The sequence below is a fragment of the Delftia sp. PX-1 genome (assembly GCF_055797465.1).
Map to the genome: position 1 here is coordinate 1991313 of NZ_CP184763.1, position 25383 is coordinate 2016695.

General features: G+C 65.4%; 31 protein-coding genes. 28 read left to right on the forward strand and 3 right to left on the reverse strand.

What is annotated here, in order from left to right; genetic code table 11:
• Positions 1-42: 42 nt before the first annotated feature.
• From ACN20X_RS09220 to ACN20X_RS09335, 24 genes are all read left to right on the forward strand, one after another.
• Positions 43-444, forward strand: coding sequence for a hypothetical protein (locus ACN20X_RS09220; RefSeq protein ID WP_473210517.1), 402 nt, complete (start codon positions 43-45; stop codon positions 442-444).
• Positions 431-754 carry a head-tail connector protein gene (locus ACN20X_RS09225; RefSeq protein WP_099750621.1) on the forward strand — a complete coding sequence of 108 codons (324 nt, stop codon included), beginning with the start codon at positions 431-433 and terminating at the stop codon, positions 752-754. Before ACN20X_RS09220 ends, ACN20X_RS09225 begins: the two co-directional genes overlap by 14 nt.
• A complete protein-coding gene (locus ACN20X_RS09230; protein WP_473210518.1) occupies positions 754-1089 on the forward strand; it encodes a phage head closure protein in 336 nt (111 codons plus the stop codon). The genes ACN20X_RS09225 and ACN20X_RS09230 overlap by 1 nt, the downstream gene beginning before the upstream one ends.
• Positions 1086-1340: a hypothetical protein gene (locus ACN20X_RS09235; RefSeq protein WP_461609002.1), complete on the forward strand. Its 255-nt coding sequence runs from the start codon at positions 1086-1088 to the stop codon at positions 1338-1340. Before ACN20X_RS09230 ends, ACN20X_RS09235 begins: the two co-directional genes overlap by 4 nt.
• A gap of 5 nt (positions 1341-1345) precedes the next feature.
• Positions 1346-1942, forward strand: coding sequence for an HK97 gp10 family phage protein (locus tag ACN20X_RS09240; protein ID WP_473210519.1), 597 nt, complete (start codon positions 1346-1348; stop codon positions 1940-1942).
• Positions 1932-2285, forward strand: coding sequence for a gp17 family tail completion protein (locus ACN20X_RS09245; RefSeq protein WP_473210520.1), 354 nt, complete (start codon positions 1932-1934; stop codon positions 2283-2285). The genes ACN20X_RS09240 and ACN20X_RS09245 overlap by 11 nt, the downstream gene beginning before the upstream one ends.
• Before the next feature lie 98 nt (positions 2286-2383).
• On the forward strand, positions 2384-3040 hold the full coding sequence (locus tag ACN20X_RS09250; RefSeq protein ID WP_473210521.1) for a phage tail tube protein: 657 nt from the start codon (positions 2384-2386) through the stop codon (positions 3038-3040).
• A gap of 102 nt (positions 3041-3142) precedes the next feature.
• Positions 3143-3586 carry a phage tail assembly chaperone gene (locus ACN20X_RS09255; RefSeq protein ID WP_473210522.1) on the forward strand — a complete coding sequence of 148 codons (444 nt, stop codon included), beginning with the start codon at positions 3143-3145 and terminating at the stop codon, positions 3584-3586.
• Entirely contained in the window at positions 3583-3894 is a 312-nt protein-coding gene (locus ACN20X_RS09260) for a DUF1799 domain-containing protein (RefSeq protein ID WP_230590765.1), read from the forward strand. The genes ACN20X_RS09255 and ACN20X_RS09260 overlap by 4 nt, the downstream gene beginning before the upstream one ends.
• Before the next feature lie 38 nt (positions 3895-3932).
• Positions 3933-4256 (forward strand): hypothetical protein, encoded by a 324-nt coding sequence (locus ACN20X_RS09265; protein WP_473210523.1) that lies wholly within the window; start codon positions 3933-3935, stop codon positions 4254-4256.
• Positions 4257-4334: 78 nt separating this feature from the next.
• Entirely contained in the window at positions 4335-9557 is a 5223-nt protein-coding gene (locus tag ACN20X_RS09270) for a phage tail length tape measure family protein (protein WP_473210524.1), read from the forward strand.
• Positions 9554-10486: a hypothetical protein gene (locus ACN20X_RS09275; RefSeq protein WP_133073383.1), complete on the forward strand. Its 933-nt coding sequence runs from the start codon at positions 9554-9556 to the stop codon at positions 10484-10486. The genes ACN20X_RS09270 and ACN20X_RS09275 overlap by 4 nt, the downstream gene beginning before the upstream one ends.
• A complete protein-coding gene (locus ACN20X_RS09280; protein WP_473210525.1) occupies positions 10483-11709 on the forward strand; it encodes a hypothetical protein in 1227 nt (408 codons plus the stop codon). Before ACN20X_RS09275 ends, ACN20X_RS09280 begins: the two co-directional genes overlap by 4 nt.
• Complete coding sequence (locus ACN20X_RS09285; protein ID WP_082001562.1) at positions 11706-12410, forward strand: hypothetical protein; 705 nt, start codon at positions 11706-11708, stop codon at positions 12408-12410. The genes ACN20X_RS09280 and ACN20X_RS09285 overlap by 4 nt, the downstream gene beginning before the upstream one ends.
• A gap of 10 nt (positions 12411-12420) precedes the next feature.
• Positions 12421-12933 (forward strand): hypothetical protein, encoded by a 513-nt coding sequence (locus ACN20X_RS09290; protein ID WP_473210526.1) that lies wholly within the window; start codon positions 12421-12423, stop codon positions 12931-12933.
• A gap of 60 nt (positions 12934-12993) precedes the next feature.
• Positions 12994-13389, forward strand: coding sequence for a hypothetical protein (locus ACN20X_RS09295; protein ID WP_473210527.1), 396 nt, complete (start codon positions 12994-12996; stop codon positions 13387-13389).
• Positions 13386-13691, forward strand: coding sequence for a hypothetical protein (locus ACN20X_RS09300; protein WP_473210528.1), 306 nt, complete (start codon positions 13386-13388; stop codon positions 13689-13691). The genes ACN20X_RS09295 and ACN20X_RS09300 overlap by 4 nt, the downstream gene beginning before the upstream one ends.
• Positions 13681-14163 (forward strand): glycoside hydrolase family 108 protein, encoded by a 483-nt coding sequence (locus ACN20X_RS09305; RefSeq protein ID WP_473210529.1) that lies wholly within the window; start codon positions 13681-13683, stop codon positions 14161-14163. The genes ACN20X_RS09300 and ACN20X_RS09305 overlap by 11 nt, the downstream gene beginning before the upstream one ends.
• A 20-nt stretch (positions 14164-14183) precedes the next feature.
• On the forward strand, positions 14184-14525 hold the full coding sequence (locus tag ACN20X_RS09310) for a hypothetical protein (protein ID WP_407080947.1): 342 nt from the start codon (positions 14184-14186) through the stop codon (positions 14523-14525).
• Positions 14522-14797 carry a hypothetical protein gene (locus ACN20X_RS09315; protein WP_473210530.1) on the forward strand — a complete coding sequence of 92 codons (276 nt, stop codon included), beginning with the start codon at positions 14522-14524 and terminating at the stop codon, positions 14795-14797. Before ACN20X_RS09310 ends, ACN20X_RS09315 begins: the two co-directional genes overlap by 4 nt.
• 114 nt (positions 14798-14911) lie before the next feature.
• The gene (locus ACN20X_RS09320; protein WP_473210531.1) at positions 14912-15235 is read left to right on the forward strand and encodes a hypothetical protein; all 324 of its coding nucleotides are present in this window, start codon (positions 14912-14914) and stop codon (positions 15233-15235) included.
• Complete coding sequence (locus ACN20X_RS09325; protein WP_473210532.1) at positions 15235-15441, forward strand: hypothetical protein; 207 nt, start codon at positions 15235-15237, stop codon at positions 15439-15441. The genes ACN20X_RS09320 and ACN20X_RS09325 overlap by 1 nt, the downstream gene beginning before the upstream one ends.
• Positions 15442-15798: 357 nt before the next feature.
• Positions 15799-16032: a hypothetical protein gene (locus tag ACN20X_RS09330; protein WP_017407940.1), complete on the forward strand. Its 234-nt coding sequence runs from the start codon at positions 15799-15801 to the stop codon at positions 16030-16032.
• Positions 16033-16339: 307 nt separating this feature from the next.
• Entirely contained in the window at positions 16340-17089 is a 750-nt protein-coding gene (locus ACN20X_RS09335) for a hypothetical protein (protein WP_223275174.1), read from the forward strand.
• A 41-nt stretch (positions 17090-17130) separates the two neighbouring features.
• Here ACN20X_RS09335 and nirD read toward each other — a convergent pair whose 3' ends face one another.
• The 3 genes from nirD to ACN20X_RS09350 form a co-directional block, all read right to left on the reverse strand.
• On the reverse strand, positions 17131-17472 hold the full coding sequence (gene nirD / locus ACN20X_RS09340) for a nitrite reductase small subunit NirD (protein WP_016454319.1): 342 nt from the start codon (positions 17470-17472) through the stop codon (positions 17131-17133).
• Positions 17473-17504: 32 nt separating this feature from the next.
• Positions 17505-20021: a nitrite reductase large subunit NirB gene (gene nirB / locus ACN20X_RS09345; RefSeq protein ID WP_026063040.1), complete on the reverse strand. Its 2517-nt coding sequence runs from the start codon at positions 20019-20021 to the stop codon at positions 17505-17507.
• A gap of 251 nt (positions 20022-20272) precedes the next feature.
• Positions 20273-21280: an AraC family transcriptional regulator gene (locus tag ACN20X_RS09350; RefSeq protein ID WP_016454321.1), complete on the reverse strand. Its 1008-nt coding sequence runs from the start codon at positions 21278-21280 to the stop codon at positions 20273-20275.
• Between the two features lie 162 nt (positions 21281-21442).
• Between ACN20X_RS09350 and ACN20X_RS09355 the strand changes: the two genes are divergently transcribed.
• The 4 genes from ACN20X_RS09355 to ACN20X_RS09370 are packed head-to-tail and all read left to right on the forward strand — an operon-like array spanning position 21443 to position 25373.
• Positions 21443-22291 carry a TauD/TfdA dioxygenase family protein gene (locus ACN20X_RS09355; RefSeq protein ID WP_016454322.1) on the forward strand — a complete coding sequence of 283 codons (849 nt, stop codon included), beginning with the start codon at positions 21443-21445 and terminating at the stop codon, positions 22289-22291.
• Positions 22292-22320: 29 nt separating this feature from the next.
• Positions 22321-23379 carry a beta-keto acid cleavage family enzyme gene (locus tag ACN20X_RS09360; RefSeq protein WP_012203932.1) on the forward strand — a complete coding sequence of 353 codons (1059 nt, stop codon included), beginning with the start codon at positions 22321-22323 and terminating at the stop codon, positions 23377-23379.
• Between the two features lie 14 nt (positions 23380-23393).
• Positions 23394-24362, forward strand: a complete 969-nt coding sequence (locus ACN20X_RS09365; RefSeq protein WP_016454819.1) for a Bug family tripartite tricarboxylate transporter substrate binding protein — start codon at positions 23394-23396, stop codon at positions 24360-24362.
• Between the two features lie 39 nt (positions 24363-24401).
• Positions 24402-25373, forward strand: coding sequence for a quinone oxidoreductase family protein (locus tag ACN20X_RS09370; RefSeq protein ID WP_016454820.1), 972 nt, complete (start codon positions 24402-24404; stop codon positions 25371-25373).
• Positions 25374-25383: the final 10 nt, after the last annotated feature.

Sequence of the window (25383 nt, forward strand, 5' to 3'; positions counted from 1 at the left end):
CAGGCCCCGGCTACGGCTGGGGCCGCATCTCAAGGAGCCGACATGGCAACGAAACCGAAACCCACTCTCACGGCAGCCGAGGCGCCGGCCGCCGACCAGGCTGCTGGCCAGCAGGCCCAGCAGCAGGGCACCGACGAGATCGCCCAGGCCAGCGAGACACAGGCCCCGGCTACGGCTGGGGCCGCAGACGCGCAGGGCGCTGGCGCTGGAACCCAGCAGGATCCCGCGCCCCAGGACGTGGCGCTGGTCGCTGTGCGCGTCCTGGCCGCAGTGACCATCGATGGCGTGCGCTTCGCGCCGGACGATGTGATCGAGCGCATGCCCGAGCCTGTGGCCAAGGTCTACGCCGGCAGCGTGGACCCTCACCCCGACGCTGTGGCCTACGCCCGCTCGGTGGGCGCGCCCGTCAAGCCTTTCCCGGGCCAGGCCCATGCAGAGGATTGACCTCGCGCGGGCCAAGCTGCACCTGCGGGTCGATGGTGATGAGGAGGACGCCCTAATCGAAGGCTGGATCGCTGCGGCGTACCTGGCCATCGAGGGGAAGATCTTCGCCAAGCTCTACGAGGACCAGGCTGAAATCCCGGAGGGGGCTGTCGGCGTGGTCATCGATGAGGCCATCCACTCGGCCGCGCAGCTGATCATCGGGCACCTGTACGCCAACCGCGAGGCCGTGGCCCCGGGCCAGGCCGCCGAGATCCCGATGGGTGCCGACTGGCTGCTGCTGCCCTACATCAACACGGCAGGAGGCTTCTGATGCAGGCCGGCACTCTTCGAGACCGCATCCACATCCAGCGCAAGACAGGCGGCGCGGATGAATGGGGCACTCCGCTGCCCGAAGGCTGGGAGAACATCTCCCCGGGCCGCATCGCAGCCAACGTGCTGCACAAGTCGGGCCTTGGCACGATCAAGGCAGACGCTGAGGTGTCCATCGTCCGCGCGAGCATCCGCATCCGGCGCCGTGCTGGCGTGGACGCTGGCATGCGCGTGCTGTTTGACGGCAACGTCTACGAGCTCAAGGCCGTGCTGCCTGGGCCAACCCGCGAGTACATCGACATGGTGTGCGAGCTCACGAAAGGACCGACCCAATGACCAAACCACGGACCCCGCGCGCACCGCGGGCGCCGCGCGCCGCCCTGGCGTCGGCTGACGACGGCGGGCCGCGCACGGTGCTGACCACCAAGCCCGGCACCATCGGCCCCTACGGCTACGACGCCGGCCTGCTGATCGATGATGTGCCCGCCGCAGTGGCTGCGGTAAACGCGGCCTGGATGGACGCGGACCCCGAGCGCGTGGCCGAGGCCCGCGCCGCGCGTGCCGACGCTGTGCCGTTCAAGGGCTGACGGCCATGGCCAGCCGGCGCGATCTGCGCAAGCAGGCCCTGCAGGGGAACAAAACGTTCGGCATTGCTGTGGATCTCGATGGCCTCGACAGCCTGCTGGCTGACCTTGGCGGCGAGGTTCACGCTGCTGTGCGCCCTGTGGCCCAGGCTGCGGCCCAGGTGCTGTACGAACGGGTCAAGATCAATGTGCGGGCGCTCGGCCGCTCCACGGGCAATCTGGAGCGCTCGATCTATCAGGCCTTCAGCCCCGAGAAGTCGGTCGAAGGGCAGCGCGCGGAGTACCACGTCAGCTGGAACCACCGCACTGCGCCCCATGGCCACCTGGTCGAATGGGGCTACCTGCAGCGATACCGCTACTACCGGGGCAACGACGGCCGAGTGCGACCAATGGTGCGGCCTGGCATGGATGGCAAGAAGCCGCCTGGCCGGCGCGCCAGCCAGGCGCAGAAAGATGCGTACTACGTGACGTTGCCGACTCCGATTCAGGTGCCTGGCAAGGCGTTCATTCGCAGCGCGGAGAGTTCGCTGGCCGAGGCCCAGAAGGCTGCGGAGGCTGAGCTCTGGCGGCGGCTATTCGAGAAGGGGGCCTACGGTGGCGCTTGAATCTGACCTCATGGCCGAACTGCTGGCCGAGTGCCCGCGCGTCGTCGTGGGCACGGCTCCCTACGGCACGGCCATGCCTTACGTGACCTGGCAGCACATCGGCGGCGACGTGCTGCGCTACACGGACAACGCGCCGGCCGACAAGCGCAAGCCGCTCATCCAGATCAACACCTGGGCGGCCACGCCGCTGCAGGCCTTCGCGCTCATCCAGAGCATTGAGGAACGGCTCTGCGCTGCTGCAGCGTTCACGGCGCGGCCTCATGGCGACCCCATCGGGGCCTATGACGATGCAGGCGTTGTCTCTGGCTACCTGCAGACCTATTCCATTCTGGGCGCCCGATAGGCCGCCTGACCAGTTCCGCCGCCCTGGCGGTCTCCCGCCCGCGAGGGCACTCCATCAACCCGCTTCGGCGGGTTTTCTGCTTTTGAAAGGGCCACAACATGGCATCTCTCCCTACCGGCTCGCGCATCGCCGTGGCCACTTCCATCGGCGCCAAGGTGATCATCACCGCGATCACCAACGCGACCGAAGCCGTCTGCACGGCGGCGGGTCACGGCCTGGCCGTCGGCAACATCGTGATCATCACGTCCGGCTGGGGCCGGCTGAATGGCCTGGTGTTCCGCGTGAAGGCTGTGCCGACGACTGACACCTTCACCCTTGAGGGTCGCAAGGCCAACACCACCAACACCAGCCTGTTCACTCCCGGGAGCGGTGGCGGAGCGTTCCAGAAGGCCCTGACCTGGGTGGACGTGGTGCAGATCCTGAACAACAACACCAGCGGCGGCGACCCCAAGAAAGTCACGTACCGCTACCTGGAGTCCGAGAACGAGCAGGAGATCAACGATGGTTTCTCGCCCGTGTCGCGCACGCTGGAAATCGACGCCGACGCCATCGAGACGCCCGGCTACGCCGCGCTGGAAGACCTGTCTGCCAGCGGCGCCGACACGATCCAGCGCCTGACCATGCGCAACGGCGCGACAAGCTACCTGGCCTGCACCGTGGCACTCAACGATGAAGTGCTGATGCAAGAAGGCCAGGTCAACCGCGTGAAGTGCGACTTCTCCGGCAAGGGCCGCTCCACCCGCTACGCCAGCTAAGGCGTCCACCCCATGCACCGACGCAGCCGCTTCGCTCCTTTCAGCGGGGCGGGCGGCTGCGCACGGGCTTTCTCTTTTTCCATCCGCTGAAAGGATCACTCCATGGCCACTCAATCCAAGACCGCCGTTTCCACTGCCGCAGACCAGGCCGGCAAGCAGAAGCCGCCCGCATTCATCTTCGGCGCTCGCCCCGACACAATCACCGCGCCCGTCTCTTTCGTCCGCGTGACCGGCGAGGTGGTCGAGCTGGAGTGCAAGTTCAAGTACCGCACCCGCCGCGAGTTCGGCGAGCTCTGGGACGAGGTGTCCAATGCCAACGTTCCCCAGCCGGCCGACGGCGAGAAATTCAGCTTCGCCAACCTGGCCGACCGCGGCCTGGAATTCAGCGCCGAGCGCACCCTGAAGTACCTGGCGGGCTGGGACGTCGAGATTGAGCTCGACAAGGCCGCCCTGGTGCAGTTGTTCGACGAGGAGCCCAACGCCGCTGCCGCGTTCTGGGATGCCTACCGTGGCGCTCTGGTGGACGGCCGCGTAAAAAACTCCTGAGCGCCACCGTCGCCTATTTCACCCCCGACCCTGAGGTCGCAGAGGGCTGCGAGCCAGAAGACTACTGGGAAGACCCGGTGGAGGCCTGGCCCGAGAACGCCGAGCCGCTGGCGCTGTTCGTCGGCCTGCAGACGCAATGGGCCTGGGTGGTTGGAATGGGCGGCGGCGGGCGCATAGGCCTGCGATACGAGGCGGTCTATCCGCTGCTTGACCGCGTTGCGCAGGGCGACCAAGAGCTCTGGGACGAACTCTTTGCGGACGTGCGGCGGATGGAGATGGCCGTGGTCAACATTCCGCAAAAAAGGTGATGCGGTAGCATGCCCTTCAATTTTCAAGCGAGGGGTATATGCGCAAAGTCTTGTCTGTCGGGCTGTTGGTTCTGCTGGTGCTGGGTGCCTGCATTTACATGTACGGCGCCTACGTCGTTCATCAACACCGCAATGCGGTGCGCGCCGAGTTGAAAGACCCAGATTCTGCTCAGTTCAGAAATGAGCGGTTGATCAACGGATGGACCGTAAAAACCAGCATTCTTTGCGGCGAGGTGAATGCCAAGAACGAACTCGGGGGGTACTCGGGGTTCAAGCTATTTGCCTCGACAAGCGGAGAAAGCGCCGATGTCGAAAAGGACGTTGGCAGCAAGGTTTTCATAGAGGGCTATTGCGGTAAATAGCCCCGCACAGAACACATCGGCCCGCACAGCGGGCTTTTTTATGGCTCGCTTCGGCGGGCCATTTTGTTTGGGGGCGTCATGGAAGAACAAAACCGCAAAATTGGCTTCGTGGTTTCTGCGGAAGACGACACCAAGACCACCTTTCAGAACATCAAGACTGGCGCGGCCGATATGGCTGCGTCCGTCGCCAAATCCGGCGAGCAGGCCGCCAAGGGCGTGAAGGGGATCGGCGATGGCGCCGATGAGGCCGCCCAGAAGATGGGTCGGGCCGAAAGCGCGATGGCCCAGGCGCTGACCCGCGCGACGGAAAAGGCCAGGATTGCCACCCAGGCCGGCGAAAGCCTGTCGCGCGCCTTCGAGCAGAAGATCGAGATGCGCGGCCTTGATGCCACGAAGTTGAATCCGCTGGTTGCCAAGCTGCGCGAGGCTGAAGAGGCGCTCGCATCTTTCAAGGCCCAGCAAGCCAAGGAGGCGGGACAGAGCTCGTTCCTGGAATCCCTGCGCTCGCAGACCCAGGCCCTGGGCAAGACCAAATCCGAGCTGCTGGAGCTGCAGGCCGCGCAGCTGGGGGTGGCCAGCCAGGCGGCCCCGTACATCGCCAAGCTGCGCGAGACCGAGGCCGGCATGGGCAAGGTGGGCGTGTCGGCTGCGCAGACAGCGGCCGCCATGCGCATGGTGCCTGCGCAGTTTACCGACATCGTGGTCAGCCTGCAGGCGGGTCAAGCGCCGCTGACGGTGCTGCTGCAGCAAGGTGGGCAGCTGAAGGACATGTTTGGCGGTGCTGGCGCAGCCGCGCGGGGTATGGCTGGCTATGTTGTCGGCCTGGTGAACCCATTCACGGTGGCTGCAGCGGCTGTGGGCACGCTCGGCGTGGCGTACTACCAGGGCAGCAAGGAATCCGACGCCTTCCGCAAGGCGCTTGTGCTGAGCGGCAACCAGGCCGGCACCACCGTTGATGAGCTGAACGCCATGGCCCGCGCCATCGCCAGCACATCGGGCACTCAGGGCGCTGCCGCTGCTGGCCTCGCCGAGATGGCTCGCTACAGCAAGGTCGCATCCGACCAGCTGAAGGAATTCACGGCCATCGCCCTGCAATGGGAGAAGACCACAGGCCAGGCCGTCAGCGAGACGGCCAAGCAGTTTGCCGACCTGGCCAAGGATCCGCTACAGGCATCGCTTGCTCTGAACGAGCAGATGAACTACCTGACGGCGAGCATCTACGACCAGATCAAGGCGCTGGAGAAGCAGGGCAAGACAGCCGAGGCTGCGGCCGTGGCTCAGAAGGCCTACGCCGACGCGATGAAGACCGGCGCAGATGAACTGACCCAGAACCTGGGCTACATCGAGCGCGCGGTCCAGATCGTGACGGGCGGCGCGAAGAAGATGTGGGATGCCATCCTGGGCGTGGGGCGCCAGACGTCCCCAACGGACCAGGCAGCGAAGCACCTTGAGGCGCTGCAACAGGAGTTGAATACAAAGCTCGCGCACGGGCCGAAGAACGAGCAGTCCCGTACGAGCTGGGATAAGGGCGTCGAAAACCTGAAGCGGCAGATCCAGCAGGCCTCCGATTTCCTCGCTTTCGCTGGCGCTGCTGGCAAGTCCATTGCCGAGACTCAGGCCGCCAACAAAGAGTACGTCGGTGCAATGGAGGATTTCGACAAGGTTGCCGGCCAATTTGCGACTAAGGAAGTCAGGCGCAAACAAGAGCTGACCATTGCCGAGAACAAGTACAACACGGCCGTTGAGCAGACGGAGAAAGCGTATGCCAATAGCCCCAAGCTGATGGCATCGAAGCTGGCTGAGCTGGAGGCGCGCTACAAGAACACCGTCGAGGGAATCAACAAGCGGTACACCGAGAAGGGCTCGGGCGGCGTCAGCATCTCGGACAACCAACTCGCGAACCTAGAAGGCCAGCTCGCCGCCGCCAAGCAGTACCGCGAACAGCTGCTCACGCTGGGCGTGGCCGCTGCAGACCTGAACGTCGGCGAGCGCGAGTCGCTCAAGCTGTCGGCCCAGATCGAGAAAGCCACGAACGCGAAGACGCGCGCCAAGCTGGAAGAGGCGAAGGCTCTGGCCGATGCCCTGGGTGTGCAGCTGCGCAGCAATGACGGCCTGGAGAAGTCGATGAAGGCTCAAGAGGCCCTCATCTCCGGCAACTTCAAAGCCGCCGATTCGATCACCGAGCGTGCGAGCGAGCAGGAGGCTGCCAATGCTGTGTTCGGCAAGGGGCGCACGGAGATCGAGCGCATGACGCTGGCCACGCTTGAGCAGCAGATGGCTGAGGCCCAGGGCAGCGATAGCTTCGACCCGAAGTACATCGCCTCGCTGGAGGCCAAGATCGCCGCCCAGAAGCGCTACACCGCTGCCCTGCAGCAGGCAGACTACAAGCAGATGGACGACCGTCTCACGAAGTCGCTGCAGACGGCTAAGGATGAGCTGGCGATCCAGAAGGAGGGCCTGTCGCTGCTCGGCGCCGATGAGGTGCAGCGCAAGAAGATCATTGCGCAGCGCCGCATCGAACTGGAGCTCGCCAAAGAGCTTGCGGAGATCGACCGCACGATCTACAGCGACGACAAGGACGAGAACGAAAAGAAGCGCGAGACGCTGCGCCAGAAGGCCCGTGAGAAGGCCGAGACCAATACTCAGACCTCGCTGCTCCGCATCCAGGAGGAGTACGTCAACAAGCAGGTTGAGCAGTACGACGAGATCTTCCGCAAGGGCTTCGCCGACATGCTCAACAACGGGCGCGACGGCTGGGACAGCTTCACGAAGAGCCTGACCACGACGTTCAAGACGACCGTTGCGGACCAGATCTACAAGATGTTCCTGCGGCCGTTCGTGGTGCAGGTTGTGGCGTCGCTCATCGGGGTCCAGGGTGGCGGCGGCGGTGGCCTGGGGGGCGTAGGCGGCACGGGGGCATCGGGCGGCGGCTTTGGCGGGGGCATCCCTGGCCTGGGTCTGCTGGGTGAGAGCGGCCTGTTCGCCGGAACGAACTTCGGCGCGGGCCTCATGGGCGGCATGCCGGCCCTGTCTGGTGGCATCGAGATGATGATGGGCGGCGAGCTGCTGGCGGGCGGTATGCAGGCCTTCGGCGCGGCATTGCCGTACCTGGGCGCGGCCATCGCGGTGTTCTCGCTGCTCAAGGGGGCGTTTGGATCGCGCGGCCCGAACCACTCGGGCGGCGTGGCCTCGACTGCGACTAAAGACCGCGACCAGGCCGCGAAGCAGGCGCTGGGTGTCGATGCCTGGGGCAACACCCTGGGCGACTTCACCTCGCGCGGTAATCCGGAGCTTGACAAGCAGCTGGACCTGACGGTCAACGGCATGCTGGACATGTACAAGTCCTTGGCCAAGTTCAGCAAGACGGCGGTCAAGGATCTGGATATCGCGGCCGGCTTCAGCGTGAATCCCAAGTACGGCGACGAGGGCGCCATGGGGTTCTTCCAACTGATCGACAAGTCCACGGGCGAGATCCTGAAAAGGTTCAAGGACCGCGAACTCGACAAGGATCCGCAGAAGGCCTGGGCGCAGTTCGTCGGTGAGATGGGCGGCGCGCTGATCGATGAGATCAAGAAGGGGGATATCCCGGGCTGGATGCGCAACGAGCTCGATGCGCTGGGCGACAACGTGACGGTGGAGGGCCTCAACCAGGCGCTGCTCAAGATCGCGGCCATCGACGCGGCATTTAAGGGTTGGGGCGACACGATGACCGGCTTTGCCGGCATCTCGGAGAAAGCCCAGACCGAGCTGCTCAAGCTCAGCGGCGGCCTGGAGGCGCTGGCCTCCAATGTCAACGCCTTCTATGCCAGCTTCTACAGCGAGCAGGAAAGGGCGGAGATCCTGCAAAGGCAAGTGCGCGAGAAGCTCAAAGGCCTCGGCGTGGACATCGACCCAGCTGGAGGCGAGGCGGCCAAAAAGGCCTTCAGGAAGCTGATCGAGGATGCCCTGGCCTCTGGCAACACGGAGTTGGCGGCCAAGCTCCTGGCCCTGGCGCAGCTCTTCGGGGTCGCCGCCGATGCCGCGCAGAAGTCGGCGGACACGGCGGCCGAAGCTGCCAAGACCGCAGCAGACGAAGCGGCCAAGGCCCTGGAGGAATCGCGCAAGAAAGCCAAGGAGGCAGCGTACGCGAACTTCGAAGCCGCGATCCAGCGTGAGCAGCAGTACTGGCAGGACGTGGCCAGCGCATCGCAGGAGGCCATAAGCAGCCTGTCGAGTGCGCTGAGCACGTTGCGCAGCAATGCGCGCGACCTGTATGGCTCGCTGGATGCCACACAGCAGATGCTGGCCGCCCAGGGGATGGTTTACATCGAAGACGCGCTGTCGGGCGTGCGCGGCGGGCGAAAGCTCACCGACTACGCCGGCCTGACCGATGCCATTGGTGCGGCCCGGGGCGGTATCAACTCGGGGCGCTACGCGACGCAGTTCGAGAAAGACCGCGATGCGCTGATCCTCGCCGGCCAGCTCAGTGAGCTGGCAGACAAAGGTGATGCGCAGCTGAGCGTCGAAGAGCGGCAGCTCAAGAACTCGCAAGAGCAGCTTGAGCGCCTGGACAAGACGCTGACGTACTGGCGCGATCTCCTTGACGGCAGCAAGGCCCAGATCGATGCAACGTTGAGCGTGGAGGCCGCGATCAAGGCGTTGGAAGCGCTGCTGTTCCCTGAAAAACCGCCCGCAGCGGGTGGCGGATCAGGGTCGGGCAAGGCGCCAACGCCGGACTGGGGTGGAGGTGGTGGCGGCGGGTTCCAGCCGGCGAACAGCGGCAAGTACAAGACGCCCACGGCGATCTTGGGCGGCGGCGCGGTCATCTATGACTACGCCGATGCCGACTACTCGAAAAAGCTCGATGGTCTCTCGTCTACGTTCCACAAGTACGACGGCACGGGAGATTTCGCGGGGCTGGCAAACGAGTTCAAGGGTGCCGGAGGCACTGCCAAGGACCTCGCGTACCTCTACGGCTTTTCCGAAGCCGATGTGCTTGCCGCTCTGGACCGCAATGGCATCCCGCGCTTTGAAGCGGGCGGCATGTTCGCGGGCGGCCTGCGCATGGTGGGCGAGCGCGGACCAGAGCTCGAAGTGACGGGGCCAGCTCGCTACTGGTCCTCTGCACAGACGCAGGCGCTCCTCAGCGGCGCGGGCGGCAGTTCGCGCCTGGAGTCTTTGGTCGAGCAACTGGTCGCCGAGAACCGCCTGATGCGCGGGCAGATCGCGGTGTTGGAGCGCAACACGGCTGGCATGCCCCACATGGTGGAGCAGTTCGACACCGTGGCAGAGCAGGGCGTTTTGAGGGTTGCACAGGTATGAACATTCTTTTGCCGAAAGCGATCACGCCGGATTCTTTCGGCCCCGCCACGTCGATTCCCGAGCTGGATGCAGCCCGGGGCGAGGTGGCGTGGGTCGGCTCCGGTAACTACAAGGTGGGTGACCGCCGCGTGTACGAAAGGAAGATCTATGAATGCGTGAAGGATCACACGGGCACCGCGACGACGCCGGACAAGAGGCCGGCCGAGTGGCTGTTCAAGGAGCCTACAAATCGCTGGTGCCCGTTCGATCAATACCTGTTCACGAAGGCGCGGGCTGTCCAGGCGTTGACCTATGAATTGAAGGGCGTGTTTGCAGACGGCCTGGCGCTCTATGGCCTGGAAGGCGACTCGCTGAGCATCACGATCACAGCGGGTGCGGGCGGGCCCAACCTCATCCCGCCGATCAATGCCGACCTCTGGCGCCAAGCGTATGGAGAGTGGGAATACTTGTTCGGCGACCTGCAGCGCGGCGATCACTACGTGCTCCGGGGCATCCCGTTGCACCCCGATCAGCGCATCAAGATCACCGTGCGCCGCACTGCGCCGACGGCTGAGGCCGCAGTCGGCTACATCAGCGTCGGCAACCACAAGACCTTGCTGGCTCCCTCAGGCGGCATCAGCGCGGTCGAGGATGGCGCCGAAGTCACAACCAAGGACTACGGCTACACCAAGGACAACGCGGACGGCACATACGAGGACATCGAGGGCCGCAAAGCCAAGAACATCAGCCTTTCCGTCGTGGTGGCGGCCGACCAGGCCCCGCTGATCGATTCGCTGCTGACTCAGATATCCGGGAAGGTCGTGGCCGTCGAAGTCTCAAAGCTCGCCAAGTTCTCGCACTTGTCCACAGTCGGAAAGGTGTCCGGCACCGTGCGCTCGTCGGGCGGACCAACCGCTCGCGCAGAAATCCAAATCAAAGGCAACGTATGACCGATATCGTGACGATCCCGGACGTGCTGCCCATCTCGCCGTATCCGGCGCTCGGCAGCATCAATTTCAATAACGAGGCCTACGCATACGCCACGTCTGTTCCGCCTGCTGTTTCGCGGATGCGCGAGATTGCCGTCGCGTGCCGGACCTGCGCCGTAGCTGCCCAGGAGTATGCGCAGACAGCCCAGGCTGCAGCGCTGACTGCGACGACACAAGCAGACGCTGCGATGGGCTATCGCAACCAAGCCGGCAATTCTGCGACTGCGGCAGCCAGCAGCGCGAGCACTGCGTCCTCAGCTGCAGGAACAGCCACGACTGCGCTGACGGCAATGCAGGTCATGTACTTGGGCAGCAAGGCGGTCACCTCGCACCCGACGACCGACAACATGGGCAACCCGTTGCAGGCCGGCGCGCTTTACACCAACACGGGCACGAATGCCTCGATCAACAAGCGAGGCTGGTGGTGGGATGGTGCGATGTGGCAGTTGGCATGGGGCGAATTTACCGGCGCATACCTCCCAATCACAGGAGGGGTGCTGCAAGGACACCTGAGCGTGCCGGCCGGGGCGACCGGCAACCAGGTGCCTCGGGCAAATGAGGTGATGCCTCGCGCGGCGGCTTATTACAGCACTGCGACGCCCATGTCTGCATCCCCGCCAGGAACCGTTGGCTTCTTTGAGTCCACGACTGGGGGCGGCACTGATTGGCCTATGCAAGGTAGCTTGACCGTGCATGGGTGGGTAGTGGAGACGTGGGATCGAGGTGGAGTCCGTACTGTGCAGACTGCGACGTTCGCTATGGCGTCGGGGTCTCTTGCTCAGGGCACACAATTCCGTAGATACCAAGTTGACGGTGTGTGGTATCCGTGGGCAAGAGCCGTTTCGGATCTTGATTTTCGTGAAAAAGTCTATGCAACAAACACCGGAGTTGGACCAGGTGATGCGAAGGTTTACTACCTTGACCCATCAAAGGGCTCAATTCATCAGCTGACAGTGCAGTACAACACGTACTTTACGGGAGCTCTTCGTGGTCTGGGTGATCAGATAACACTGCGTTTGAAATTCTCGGGAGGGGCGTGGCCCATAAGTTTCAACACTAATTTCAGGTTTCCTGCAGGCGCCGGATTTCCAACATACGCATCTGGACAAACACTTACGATGACCTTCTTCAACACCGAAGGTTCGTACATAGACGGATTTATTGCAGGAGTGCACAACCCATGACAGCGCGCTGGATAATGGCTTCTGGTGGGCAAGGTGTAATACTTAACTTTTCAGGGTTAAGCATTAATCCCGATCTTCTAGCACTTGCTAGGGCTCAGGGATGGCTAGGCTACGGGAAAATAACAATTAACGTCCTCTCCGGTGGAGATGTCGGCGCTCTAGTGATTCCTAATGATTTCCCGGACGAATCTGTCATTATCATAAATAATGGAAGAATTGGTGGATACGGCGGTAGTCGAAACTCCCGTGGAGGTACGGGCATATACACGCGCCGCAAGATCACGGTCACGAATAACGGCACCATATTCGGTGGTGGTGGCGGCGGCGGTGATGGCGGTGATGCAACGATATGCGCTTATTCCTCGTGCAGCATAGGTCGTGGCGGCGGTGGCGGTGTTGGTGGTGGATATGTCCTCGTGTCGTCGGTTTACCAGTACCGGCAAACCGGAGGCGTCGGTAATCAGGGGTCAAATGACTCGATACCTGGGGTAAATTCTGCTTCTGGCGGAAGAGGTGGCGATGGTGGCGCAATTGGATTAGCTGGTCAATCTGGGTCATCCGGATCAACAAGTGGAACGTCTGAGCCGGGGTCCCCGTCCTATACCACTCCTGGCACTGGAGGGCCTGCAGGATATTACGTTGATGGCAATTCATTTGTTACCTGGCTTGTCGCAGGGACGCGGATCGGAAATGTGATTTAAAGGGGATAATATGTATATTGACAAAGAAACAGGCGATTATCCGTTGAATATCTCACAGATACAGGAAAGGCACCCGCTGACAATGATGGCGCACAATTTGATGCGCTATGCGCTCGTTGAGCGCTCGGAGCCGCCTGAGCACAACGCGGACACGCACAAGCCCGTCGAGATCGAGCCTGTCGAGATCGATGGCGTGTGGCGGCAGCAGTGGTCTGTTGTACCGCTCAATGCGATTGAGCTTGCTGAGCGCGAGCGTCAACGCGAGGCCGAGGCTGCGGCGCTGATCCCGAAGTCCTGCAGCCGTCGCCAGGGCCGCCTTGCGCTGCTGGCCTTCGGCCTCGATGACGACGCCGAGGCTGCCATCGCAGCGATCTCGGACCCCGTGCAAAAGCGCGAGGCACAGATCGAGTACGAGGCCGACACATGGGAGCGCGCTAACCCGTTCCTGCAGCAGCTCTGGGCTCAGCTCGGTGGCACGCCGCAGTCGCTCGACGAAGCCTTCGCGCTCGCTGTGACGCTCTGATCCGACCCCAGCCAACCCCAACCCGCTTCGGCGGGTTTTTTTATGCCCGGAGGAGGGCCGATGAATCAACTTGAACCGACGAATGTGGCCATCGCACTGGCCTCGGTGCTGTTCGGGCCGGCCCTGGCCGCCCTGGTGGGACCGTATGCCGTGATCCTGATCGCGTCCACCGTGGGCGCGGCCTGGGCGCTGGGCCGGCGAGACCCGAGCGCGCGCCTGGGTGCTGCTGGCTACTTCCTGCGACTGAACGTGACGGCGCTGCTCGTGACTTGGGGTCTGGCCACTCTTGCGGGTCGCTGGCTGGGCTTCGATGAGACGAACTGGATGCTGGCCCCGATCGCGCTTCTGGTGGGCGGCGTGGGCGACGACTGGCCGCGCCTGGGGCGCTGGATGTTCGAACGCATCGGCCGAGTGCTTGAGCGCAAGGCGGGCGGCGGGGAAGGAGGCACTCCATGACATGGCAATCCCATCAACTGCTCGCGATGCTCAATCTGGGCATTTGCCTGGCCATTGGCTGGGCATGCATCTGCCGGCTGAACTCCCATGTTGCCCGCGTGCACAAGCTGGCTCGCGCTCGGTACGTGCTGCTACTGGCCGGCGCGGTGGCCTCTGGCCTGCAGCCCATGCTGTGGAACACCTGGACCACCGTGGGCGACACCATTTTCTCGGCCTGCGTGCTCGCGGGCCTGCTCATCAACGTGGCGCGATGGCACGGCGCTGGCCACCCCATGCGGAGGCAAGACGACAATGAACTTTAACCAGGCATTCGACCGCCTGCTCGGCCACGAGGGCGGCTACAGCAACAACTCGGCGGACCCGGGCGGCGAGACGATGTGGGGCGTCACGGACCGTGTCGCGCGCGTCGACGGCTACCTGGGCGAGATGCGCGACCTGCCGCGGGACCGCGCAAAGAGCATCTATCGCCGGCTTTACTGGGATGCGGTCCGAGCCGACGAGCTGCCCGAGGCGGTGCGCTTCGATGTGTTCGACGGCGCTGTCAACAGCGGCCCCGCTCAGTCCATCAAGTGGCTGCAGCGCGCGGCGGGCGCGGCGGATGACGGCATCCTCGGCCCCAAGACCATTGCCGCAGCTGTTGCCGCCGGGCCGGCGCTGGCCGCCCGCTACAACGGGCACCGGCTGCTCTTCCTTGCCGACCGCCCCACCTGGGGCAGCTTCGGAAAGGGCTGGGCGCGCCGCATCGGCAAAAACCTTCTGGGGGCCGCAGCATGATCACGCCCACGCAAGCCATTGTGACTGCACTCGCCGCCGGCAACCTGCTGCTGGGCTGGGCCTGGCTGTCCGCCCGCGACGATACAACTACGGCTCGCGCCGAGCTGGCGGGCATGCAGCAGCAGCGCGACGGCGCCCGCCGGGCGGCACAGAGCTGTAGCGATGCCACCGATGCCCTGGGCGCGGTGGCCGCGCAGCGTGCTGCAGATGCCGCGCCGGCCCGTGCTGCTGCCGCCGGCCAAGCCCTGTCGCTCAACGCCCGCGCCGACTACACGCTGTCCCGTCAGCCCGCCGCCGGCGACAACTGCGCGAGCCTGCAGGCCCTGGGCGCAGACTGGCTCAAGGGGAGGGCCAAGCCATGATGCGTGTCGCCATACTGTTGGGCGCGCTGGCCCTGGCTGGCTGCGGCACCACGCCGCGTGTCGAGGTCCAGACCGTCAAGGTGCCCGTGCCCGTGGAGTGCCGCGAGCCTGTGCCGGACAGGCCTGCCATGCCCACGGAAGCCCTGGCCGACGATGCCGACCCCTTCGAGCTGCTGCGCGCCGCCCTGGCCGAGATCGACCGCCGCGAGAGCTACGAGGTGCGGCTGCTGGCCGCGCTGCTGGTCTGCACGGCACCGCTGACGCCGCGCTGATGCGGGATGCGTGGCCCAAGGTTGCGCGCTGAAAAAAAGGTGTTGACGCAGTACGGATTCCGTACTAAATTAGCACCCATGGCGACACGTTGAGCGCCACAACCAGGGGCCAGAATGATCTACCACGTTGCACCGCAAGAACACCAAGGAGCCATCCTCTCCCTGTACGCTCTGCACGGCGACGAAGCGTACGAGATGTACGCAACACGCTGGCCCGAAGCTGGCGAGCTGGCCCAGTATCACGCTCACTACGTGCACTGCTATGACAGCCTCGATGACGCCCGTGAGCACGTAGAGCAGCACGGCGGGAAGATTTACGAGATCAACGCAGAAGCCATGGCTGAGGACCTCATCGAGGTTGAGCGAGATCGCCTGGAATTTGACCATCCCATGGTCCGCGGCGAGATCCCGGCCGAGTACATCCGCGAGGTCCTGTGATGACAGCGAGCGACCTTCGCGCCTGGCAGGCCCGCCACGGCTACACCTACAACACGGCGGCGGAAGCGCTCGGGATGGGCCGCACTACGTTCGCCGAGTACCTCAAGCGCGAGGGCCAGTTGCCGCGCTGGCTGGCCCTGGCGTGCGCGGCCATCGATGCCGGGCTGCGCCCAATTGGGCATCCAGATCCGGGACCGGCCGCCTGAGCCCAAATGCAAAAAGCCCCTCGGCAGCCGTGATGGCGCCGAGGGGCTTTTGTCGTTTCTGATCGCATCACGACTACGGCTGGATATTGCCGCAACGTGTTCCCTAACTGATTGCTAAGTGATTGATTTTATTTCCCGATATTTCCACTATCCACAGGGGGAAAATCCTGTTGTCACATTCCAGCAAGTTGTTGATTTGAAAATAAATTATTCTGTGGATAGTGGGAATGTAGGGGCATGCTCCCTGTGCAGACCATGAGGATTCTTTTCCTCTTGGTGGCTGGCCTGCTGCCAGCTGACTGTTCCCGAATCTGTTCCATAAATCTCCCTGTGGGTAACGGGCTTCACGACATCTGGATGGCCTGCGATGCCCAGGCGCTCGCCGGCATTTTCCACGCCCCGCACCTGATCTGCCGGGCCGCTTATGCTGCGCCCATGGTGGAACTGCTTTGTTTCTGGATGGCCCGGGTGGGTGCGGCCCTGCTGGAGTTGCGGTTGCTGCGCAGCAGCGACGGCGGCTTCAGGGTGATGGTCATCACGGCGGCCATCGTGGTCATCGTGTGCCTGGCGTTGCTGTCCTTTTACGCCTGAGCCCGCAGTCCCGGGTACCGTCGGGCCGGTTGTCAGGGGTCCGCGCCATGGGCAGCTGACGAACCCAGTGCAGCGCCATCTCGCATTCCAGTGCGGATGCTTCGATCACGGCGCAGGCGAGGCATCAAACATGGGCGGCCGCTTTCCCGGCTCGGCACCCCCGAACGTCTCGGGCACGCAAAAGTGGACGACATGCTCCAGACATAAACGCTCGCCAGTCATTAATTGGCCGTGGCTTTCTATTGATTAAATCAATTGAGATCCCTGAAATTTCCAGGATATATTTTTGACGTGACTTCTCGAGGCAATGGATTGGAATAGTTGCTTCATTGATTCTGTTTTTATCTTCATTCAGCCACTGAAGGAAAGATTGATGAGAATAAGGCCTTTAGTTGCCAGCGTATGCCTTTCCTTCTCAGGCCTTGGATCTGCATGGGCAGATACCCAGTACACCTATGCGGGCGTCAACTACAACAACGCCCATGCGCCTTACACCACCGCCATGGGCATCAGCGGCTCAATGGTCCTGCCTGCGTCCCTGCCGGCCAGCCAGACGGACATCGTCATCGGCCCGGGAACGTCCTACCCGATCAGCAGTTGGTCGTTCAGCGACGGCGTGAATACCTATACGCAGGCCAATGCACAGATCCTGGCTGGTATTTCGATCGGTGATCCGCCGCGCTTCAAGGTTTCTACCGATGGCAGCGGCAATATCACTGCCTGGAACCTGGCGATGGTTTCACCTGCTGCGCCCCATGTCCCAGGCCAGCCGGTGGACGTTTTCAATATCGCCTCAGGCTCGGGGGACATCGCTGGTGACCATTCGGACACCACATGCGTCTTGTTGAATGGCAATGTGTGCAGGCAGGTGCTTGCTGGTGGTACAGGATTCACTTTTTCGCCTGCCCAAGGCAGTTGGAGCATGCAACCCTACATTCCCCCGCAGCCCGGCCCGGTGGCGGTGCCGCTGCTGGGGTGGCCTGCGCTGCTGGCGCTGATGGGCGGCGTGGCCGGTCTTGCAGCGTGGCAACGGCGCAGGGATGGTGTGGGAAGCTAGGCACGCAGGACCTTCCTGCGCGGCTGTGCTCCGCACGAATCTCAGTGCAGCGCCACCATCAACTGCCCGTTCTCATTGCGCACCGCATGCACGCGCACGGAGTGCTCGGGCGCTTCCAGGCATTCGCCGGTGGACAGGTCGAAGTGGTGCTTGTAGATAGGCGAGGCGACGACGACGCGCTCGCCCAGGCTGCCGACCAGGCCGCGCGCGAGCACGCTGGCGCCGCAGCGCGGGTCCACGTTGTCTATGGCGTAGAAGCGGTCGTCGCCGATGCGAAAGACCGCCACATGGCGGCCCTGGACGAGGGCGCAGACGCCCGTGTCGGGGACGATGTCCTGGGTGGCGCAAACGGGCAGCCAGTGTTCTTGGGAGGCATGTGCCATGGCGGGTCCTTGTCGCGGGTCTCTAGGGGGTGTCAGGCCGTGGCCTCGCTGCGCTCCTCGGCGCGCGCCGGGCGGATCTGGCCGCGCTCCTGCACGAAGACGATGTGCTCGTCGGGCTGGTCGCTGTTGATGAAGCTGCGAAAGCGCTGGCGCACTTCGGGCGTGGTGACGGCGGTCTTCCACTCGCACTGGTAGGTGTCCACCACATGCTGCATCTGGGCCTCGAGTTCGGCGCCCAGGCCCAGGCTGTCGTTGACCACCACGTCCTTGAGGTAGTCCAGGCCGCCTTCCAGGTTTTCGCGCCAGGTGCTGGTGCGCTGCAGGCGGTCGGCCGTGCGCACGTAGAACATCAGGAAGCGGTCGATGAGCTGCAGCAGCCTGTCCTTGGACAGGTCGGAGGCGATCAGCTCGGCATGGCGCGGCTTCATGCCGCCGTTGCCGCAGACGTAGAGGTTCCAGCCCTTGTCGGTGGCGATCACGCCCACGTCCTTGCCCTGGGCCTCGGCGCATTCGCGCGTGCAGCCCGAGACGCCGAACTTGATCTTGTGCGGCGCGCGCAGGCCCTTGTAGCGGTTTTCCAGCTGCACGGCCAGGCCCACGCTGTCGTCCACGCCGTAGCGGCACCAGGTGGAGCCCACGCAGCTTTTGACGGTGCGCAGCGACTTGCCGTAGGCATGGCCGGACTCGAAGCCGGCCGCGATCAGCTCCTCCCAGATCAGCGGCAGCTGCTCCACGCGCGCGCCGAACAGGTCCACGCGGGCACCGCCCGTGAGCTTGGTGTACAGGCCGTATTTCTTGGCCACCTGGCCGACGGCGATCAGGCCGTCCGGCGTGACCTCGCCGCCGGGCATGCGCGGCACCACGGAGTAGCTGCCGTCCTTCTGGATATTGCCCAGGTAGTAGTCGTTGCTGTCCTGCAGGCTGGCCAGCTGCGGCTGCAGCACGAACTCGTTCCAGCACGAGGCCAGGATGCTGGCGGCCAGCGGCTTGCAGACATCGCAGCCCAGGCCCTTGCCGTGTCGGTGCAGCAGCTCGTCGAAGGTCTTGATACCGCCCACGCGCACCAGGTGGTACAGCTCCTGGCGCGAGTGCGGGAAATGCTCGCAGACATGGTTGTTGACGGCCATGCCGCGCCGGGCCATCTCGGCCTTCATGACCTGGGTGGCCAGGGGCACGCAGCCGCCGCATGTGGCGCCGGCCTGGGTGCAGGACTTGAGCTCGGCCATGGTGCAGGCGCCTTCGCCCACGGCCGCGCAGATCTGCGCCTTGGTGACGTTGTTGCACGAGCAGATCTGCGCCGTGTCGGGCAGGGCGTCCACGCCCAGGCCGGGCCTGGCCTTGCCGTCGCTGGAGGGCAGGATGAGGAACTCGGGCTCCTCGGGCAGGGCGATGCTGTTGAGCGTCATCTGCAGCAGCGTGCCGTACTCATCGGCATTGCCCACCAGCACGGCGCCCAGCAGCTGGCGGCCGTCCTCGCTGACCACGATCTTCTTGTAGACCTGCTTGCGCTCGTCGATGAACTGGTAGTTGCGGCTGCGCGGCGTCTTGCCCTGGGCGTCGCCGATGCTGGCCACATCCACGCCCATGAGCTTGAGCTTGGTGCTGAGATCGGCCCCGCCGAAGGCGGCCTCGGCCTCGCCCGCAATGTGGCGTGCCGCCACGCGCGCCATGTCGTAGCCGGGTGCCACCAGGCCGAAGGTCTGCTCGCGCCAGGAGGCGCATTCGCCAATGGCGTAGACGCTGCGGTCGCTGGTGCGGCAATGGTCGTCCACGGCCACGCCGCCGCGCGGGCCTATGGCCAGGGCGCACTGGCGCGCGATCTCGTCGCGCGGGCGTATGCCGGCGGAGAAGACGATCATGTCGGTCTCCAGGTGCGTGCCGTCGGCAAACACCATGCGGTGGCGTGCCGTGGCGCCGTCGGTGATCTCCAGCGTATTGCGGCCCGTGTGCACCTGCACGCCCAGGTCCTCGATCTTGCTGCGCAGCACGCGGCCGCCGCCGTCGTCCACCTGCACGGCCATCAGGCGCGGGGCGAACTCGACCACATGGGTCTCCAGGCCCAGGTCGCGCAGGGCCTTGGCGCATTCCAGGCCCAGCAGGCCGCCGCCCACCACCACGCCGACGCGTGATTTCGCGGCCGAGGCCTGCATGGCCTCCAGGTCCTCGATGGTGCGGTAGACAAAGCAGTGCGGCCGGTCGCGCCCCGGCACGGGCGGCACGAAGGGCGCCGAGCCCGTGGCCAGCACCAGCCTGTCGTAGGGGATGACTTCGCCATCGGCCGTGGTCACGGTGCGCTCGCGCCGCTCCACGGCTGCCGCCCTGGCCGCCAGGCGCAGCGTGAAGCCGCTGGCCTCGAAGAAGCCGGGCGCCACCAGGCTCAGGTCCTCGGCGCTCTTGCCGGAGAAGAATTCCGACAGGTGAACACGGTCGTAGGCGGCGCGCGGCTCCTCGCACAGCACAGTGACGTTCGCATCTGCCACGCCCAGGGCATGCAGCTGCTCGAGAAATTTGTGGCCCACCATGCCGTGGCCGATCACAACGATGTTCATCTGGCGTCCTGCGTTGCGCATCCAGTGTTTTGCGGGCCGCAGGCCAGGGCCAGCGGGTCAGGGCTGCCAATGCAAGTGCCGTGCCAACACCGCGGCGCGGTGCCTGCCCGTGGTGCACGCTGTCTGGTGCGCAGACAGCGTGCACCGCAATGCGCCCGCCGCACCGCGCAGGGGCGGGGTGCGCCGTGGTGGTGCGTCAAGTGCGATCAAGTGCGCCAGGTCCGCCAGGTGCGCCAGGAACGCTGGGTGCGTCAGGCGCGAGGCAGTCCCTGCGCGCGGCTGCGCCAGGCCTCGGGCGCGCAACCGAATTGCGCAGCGAACCAGCGCGTGAAGGCGCTGTGGCTGGCATAGCCGAGCATGGCGGCGACCTGGCCCACGCTGTAGTGGGGGTGGTCCAGGTAGCGCAGGGCCAGTTCGTGGCGCACTTCGGTCAGCAGCTCGCTGAAGCTCAGGCCCTCGCGGTCCAGTTCACGCTGCAGCGTGCGCAGGCTGCGCCCCATGCCCTGCGCCACGCCCGCGCAGGTGGCGTTGCCCGAGGGCAGCAGCAGGTAGATGACCCGGCGCGCCTGATGGCCCACGGAGGCGGCACGGTGGGCCGGCATGGCCTCCACCAGCCGCAGCGCATAGCGCGCCAGCGCGGGGTCGGCCAGCGGGTTGGGCTCGTCCAGGTCGGCGGCGCGGCAGGCGATGCCGTTGAACTCGGCGCCGAACGTGATGCGGCAGCGGAACATGCGGCGGTGCTCGGACAGGTCGGCCGGTGGCGCGTGGCTGAAGCTGACGCCCTGCGGCCGCCAGCGCTCGCGCAGCAATGCCTCGCACATGCGCCACAGCACGCCCATGGCCAGTTCCACGGACTGGCGCATGGCGCCGTGCAGGACGAAGTCCTCGCGCAGGATGACGATGCCCCCTGCATCCTCCAGGTGGATCAGCAGCGATTCGTTGACCAGGTGCATGTGCGCGACCAGCGTGTCCAGCGCATGGCGCAGCGTGGGCTGGTGCTGCAGCAGCAGGCTCACGGCGCCGAAGCTCGACAGCTGGCGGTGCCGGGCCATGCGCAGGCCCAGGGACTCGCAGCCCGTGGACTGGGCCGCGTCTTCCAGCAGGCGCGCGACGATGGCCACGTCGATCAGCTGGTCCTGCTCGCGCAGCAGCGCGGGCCGCAGGCCGGCCTGGCGCAGTGCCTTGTCGGGGTCGCCGCCCAGTTCGCGCATGACGTCCGAAAAATGGGTCAAGGCCGCCGCGCGCACCATGGTGACCATGCTTGCCCTCCTGTCAGTCCGTGGCCTGGTGGCACGAAATGCAAAGAGGATGGCATGGCTTGCATAGTCCGCGGAACCGGGTTTTCCTACATTGCAGAGACCGGCCCCACGCCGGGCGGACCGTGCCGCCACGGGCCTTCACAACAATGACAGGAGACAGGCATGCGCATAGAGCCCATGACATGCGCCATCGGCGCCGAATTGCTCGGCGTGCGGCTGGCCGACGCGGTGCGCGACGACGCGCTTTTCTCGGAGATCCGGGCGGCGCTGCTGCGCCACAAGGTGCTGTTCCTGCGCGACCAGGGCCTGGCGCGCGCCGAGCACGTGGCCTTTGCGCGGCGCTTCGGCGAGCTGGAGGACCATCCGGTGGCCGGCAGCGACCCCGAGCATCCGGGCCTGGTGCGCATCTACAGGACGCCCGAGCAGCCCAACGACCGCTACGAGAATTCCTGGCACTGCGACGCCACCTGGCGCGAGGCGCCGCCCATGGGCTGCGTGCTGCACTGCGTGGAATGCCCGCCCGTGGGCGGCGACACCCTGTGGGCCAACATGGCGCTGGCCTACGAACGCCTGCCGGACGCCGTCAAGGCGCTGATCGCGCCGCTGCGCGCGCGCCACAGCATCGAATGCACGTTCGGTGCGGCCATGCCCATCGAAAGGCGGCTGGCGCTCAAGGCCCAGTACCCCGATGCCGAGCATCCCGTGGTCCGCACCCATCCCGAGACCGGCGAGAAGGTGCTGTTCGTGAACGGCTTCACCACGCATTTCACCAATTTCCATACGCCCGCCAATGTGCGCGTGGGCCAGGACTTCACGCAGGGCGCCTCCGGCCTGCTGCAGTACCTGATCGGCCAGGCTGCCATCCCCGAGTACCAGGTGCGCTGGCGCTGGCGGGCGGGCAGCGTGGCGATCTGGGACAACCGCGCCACCCAGCACTACGCGGCCATGGACTACCCGCCCAGCCACCGGAAGATGGAGCGCGCGGGCATCGTCGGCACGCCGACCTTCTGAACCACGATCACGACACAAGGAGACATGCCATGAACTTTCTCGACGGCCACCTGTTCCCCGAAAACCAGCAGCCCCTGATCATCACGGCCGCGCCCTATGCGCCCTCGTGGCTGCCCTCGGACTTTCCCGGCGAGATCGCCGTGACCATGGACGAGCAGATCCAGAAGGCCGTGGACTGCTACAACGCCGGCGCCACCGTGCTGCACCTGCATGTGCGCGAGCTGGACGGCAAAGGCAGCAAGCGTTTGTCGAAGTTCAACGAGCTGATCGCCGGCGTGCGTGCGCGCGTGCCCGAGATGATCATCCAGGTGGGCGGATCGATCAGCTTTGCTCCCGAGACGGACGGCGCGGCCGCCAAGTGGCTGTCCGACGACACGCGCCACATGCTGGCCGAGTTGGAGCCTGTGCCCGACCAGGTCACGGTGACCATCAATACCTCGCAGATGAATTTCCTGGAGCAGTTCGATGCGCGCGACATACGCGGCACCTCCATGGAGGACCCGGCCGTCTTCAATGCCTACAGGGAGATGACCGTGCCCGCCCAGCCCGGCTGGGCCGAGGAGCACATCCGGCGCCTGTCGGCCGCCGGCATCCAGAGCGCCTTCCAGTGCTACAACATCAACAGCTTCGAGTCGGTGGAGCGGCTCATGCGCCGCGGCATCTACAAGGGCCCGCTGGTGATGAACTGGGTGGCGATCGGCGGCGGCATGGACGCGCCCAGCATCTACAGCCTGGCCAACTTCGTGCGCGCCGTGCCCGATGGCGCCGTGCTCACCGTGGAAAGCTCGGTGCTCAACGTGCTGCCCGTGAACATGATGGGCATCGCCATGGGGCTGCATGTGCGCTGCGGTACCGAGGACAACCTCTGGAACCAGCGCCGCACGGCCAAGATGGGCACGGTGGCGCAGATCGAGCAGCTGGTGCGCATCGCAGGCGAGTTCGGCCGCCCCATCGCCACGGCGCAGCAGGCGCGGGAGATCTGCCGGATCGGCCAGTTCTACGGCACCGTGGACGAGACGCTGGCGGCCAATGGCTTCGCACCCAACCGCAACGGCGCCCAGCAGGGATTTCTGCGCAAGGCCGCCTGAACCGGGAGCCCATGATGCAACGCATGCCCCCCTGGACTGCCATCGCCCTGGCCGCCTCGCTGCTGGCCGGTGGCGCCCACGCCTTCGGCGACAAGCCGGTCCGGCTCATCGTGCCGGCGCCGCCCGGCGGCACCATCGACGTGTTCGCGCGCATCATCAGCGACCAACTGGCGCAGGAGGTACGCCAGCCCGTCATCGTCGAGAACCGGCCCGGCGCCGGTGGCGCCATCGCCGTCAAGCACATGCTGTCCCAGCCGGCCGACGGCAGCACGCTGCTGGTGACGGTGACCAACATCCTCACCGAGGTGCCCCATGTGCTCAAGGTCGGCTTCGACCCCATGAAGGACGTGCGGCCCGTGGCGCAGATGGCGCGCTCGGTGATGCTGTTCATCGCCTCGCCGCAGTTTCCCGCGCGCGACGGGGCCGAGGCCATCGCCTACGTGAAGGCCCACCCGGGCACGCTGTCGTTCGCCTCGTACAGCCAGGGCACGGCCTCGCAGTACGCGGGCGCCATCCTCAACAGAAGGGCCCACCTGGACATGGAGCATGTGGCCTTCCCGGGCTCGGCGCCCGCGCTGGCCCAGGTCATGGGCAACCAGATCCCGCTGATGTTCGACGGATCGGTCACCTCCAAGCCGCTGATCGCGGGCGGCAAGGTCAGGCTGCTGGCCGTGGCCTACAAGAGCCGGCTGCCTGACTACCCGCAGGTGCCCACGCTGGCCGAGCTGGGCTACCCCGAGGTGGATTTCAGCAACTGGAGCGGCGTGTTCGCCTCGGCGCAGACGCCGCGCCCGCTGCTGGAGAAGATCCACGGCGCGCTGGCCCGGGTCAACGCCCGCAAGGCCGTGCGCGAACGCTATGCGGGCACGGGCTTCGAGCCCGTCGAAGGCGATCGCTCGCTGGAGCAGATGTCCACCGACCTGCGCGCCGAGTTCGAGCGCAATGCCGAGATCGTCCGGAACTTCGACATCCGGCTCAACTGATGCAGGGCGCCCCACCCAGGCGCTACACAAGGAGACTCCATGGCAAAGGCCATACGCTTTCATACCACCGGCGGCCCCGAGGTGCTCAGGCTGGAGCATGCCGAGGCCGGCGCGCCGGGACCCGGCCAGGCGCGCGTGCGCCACAGCTTCATCGCCGTCAACTTCATCGACATCTATTTCCGCACGGGCCGCTATCCGCTGGCCCTGCCCAACGGCCTGGGCTCGGACGCCGTGGGCGTGGTCGAGGCCGTGGGGGAGGGCGTGACCGAAGTGCGGCCCGGCGACCGCGTGGGCTACCTGATGGGCCCGCAGGGCGCCTACAGCGATGTGCGCGTGATGCCGGCCGATGTGCTGATCCCGCTGCCCGACGGCATCAGCGACCGCACTGCGGCCACGCTGATGATGAAGGGCATGACGGCGCAGTACCTGTTCCGCCAGGTCCATCCGCTGCAGGGGGGCGAAACCATCCTCTACCACGCGGCGGCCGGAGGCGTGGGGCTGATCGCCTGCCAGTGGGCGCGTGCCCTGGGCGTGACCATGATCGGCACGGTGAGCACCGACGAAAAGGCCGCCGCCGCGCGCGCCAACGGCTGCGCTCACGTCATCGTGACCTCACGCGAGCGCATCGTGGACCGCGTGATGGAGATCACGGGCGGCAAGGGCGTGCCCGTGGTCTATGACTCGGTGGGCAAGGACACGCTCATGGATTCGCTGGACTGCCTGCAGCCGCGCGGCCGGCTGATCAGCAACGGCACCTCGTCGGGCTCGGTGGTGGTGGACTCCCAGCTGCTGGCCTCCAAGGGATCGATCTGGATGACGCGGCCCGCGATGGTGCACTACATCCAGCCGCGCGCCCACATGCTGGAGATGGCGCGCGAGCTGTTCGACCATGTGCTGGCCGGGCGCATCGCCAGCGAGCCCCAGCAAAGCTTTGCGCTGGCCGATGCGGCCCAGGCGCACCAGGCGCTGGAGTCGCGCCGCACCACGGGCGCGACGGTGCTGATTCCCTGAAATGGACCTG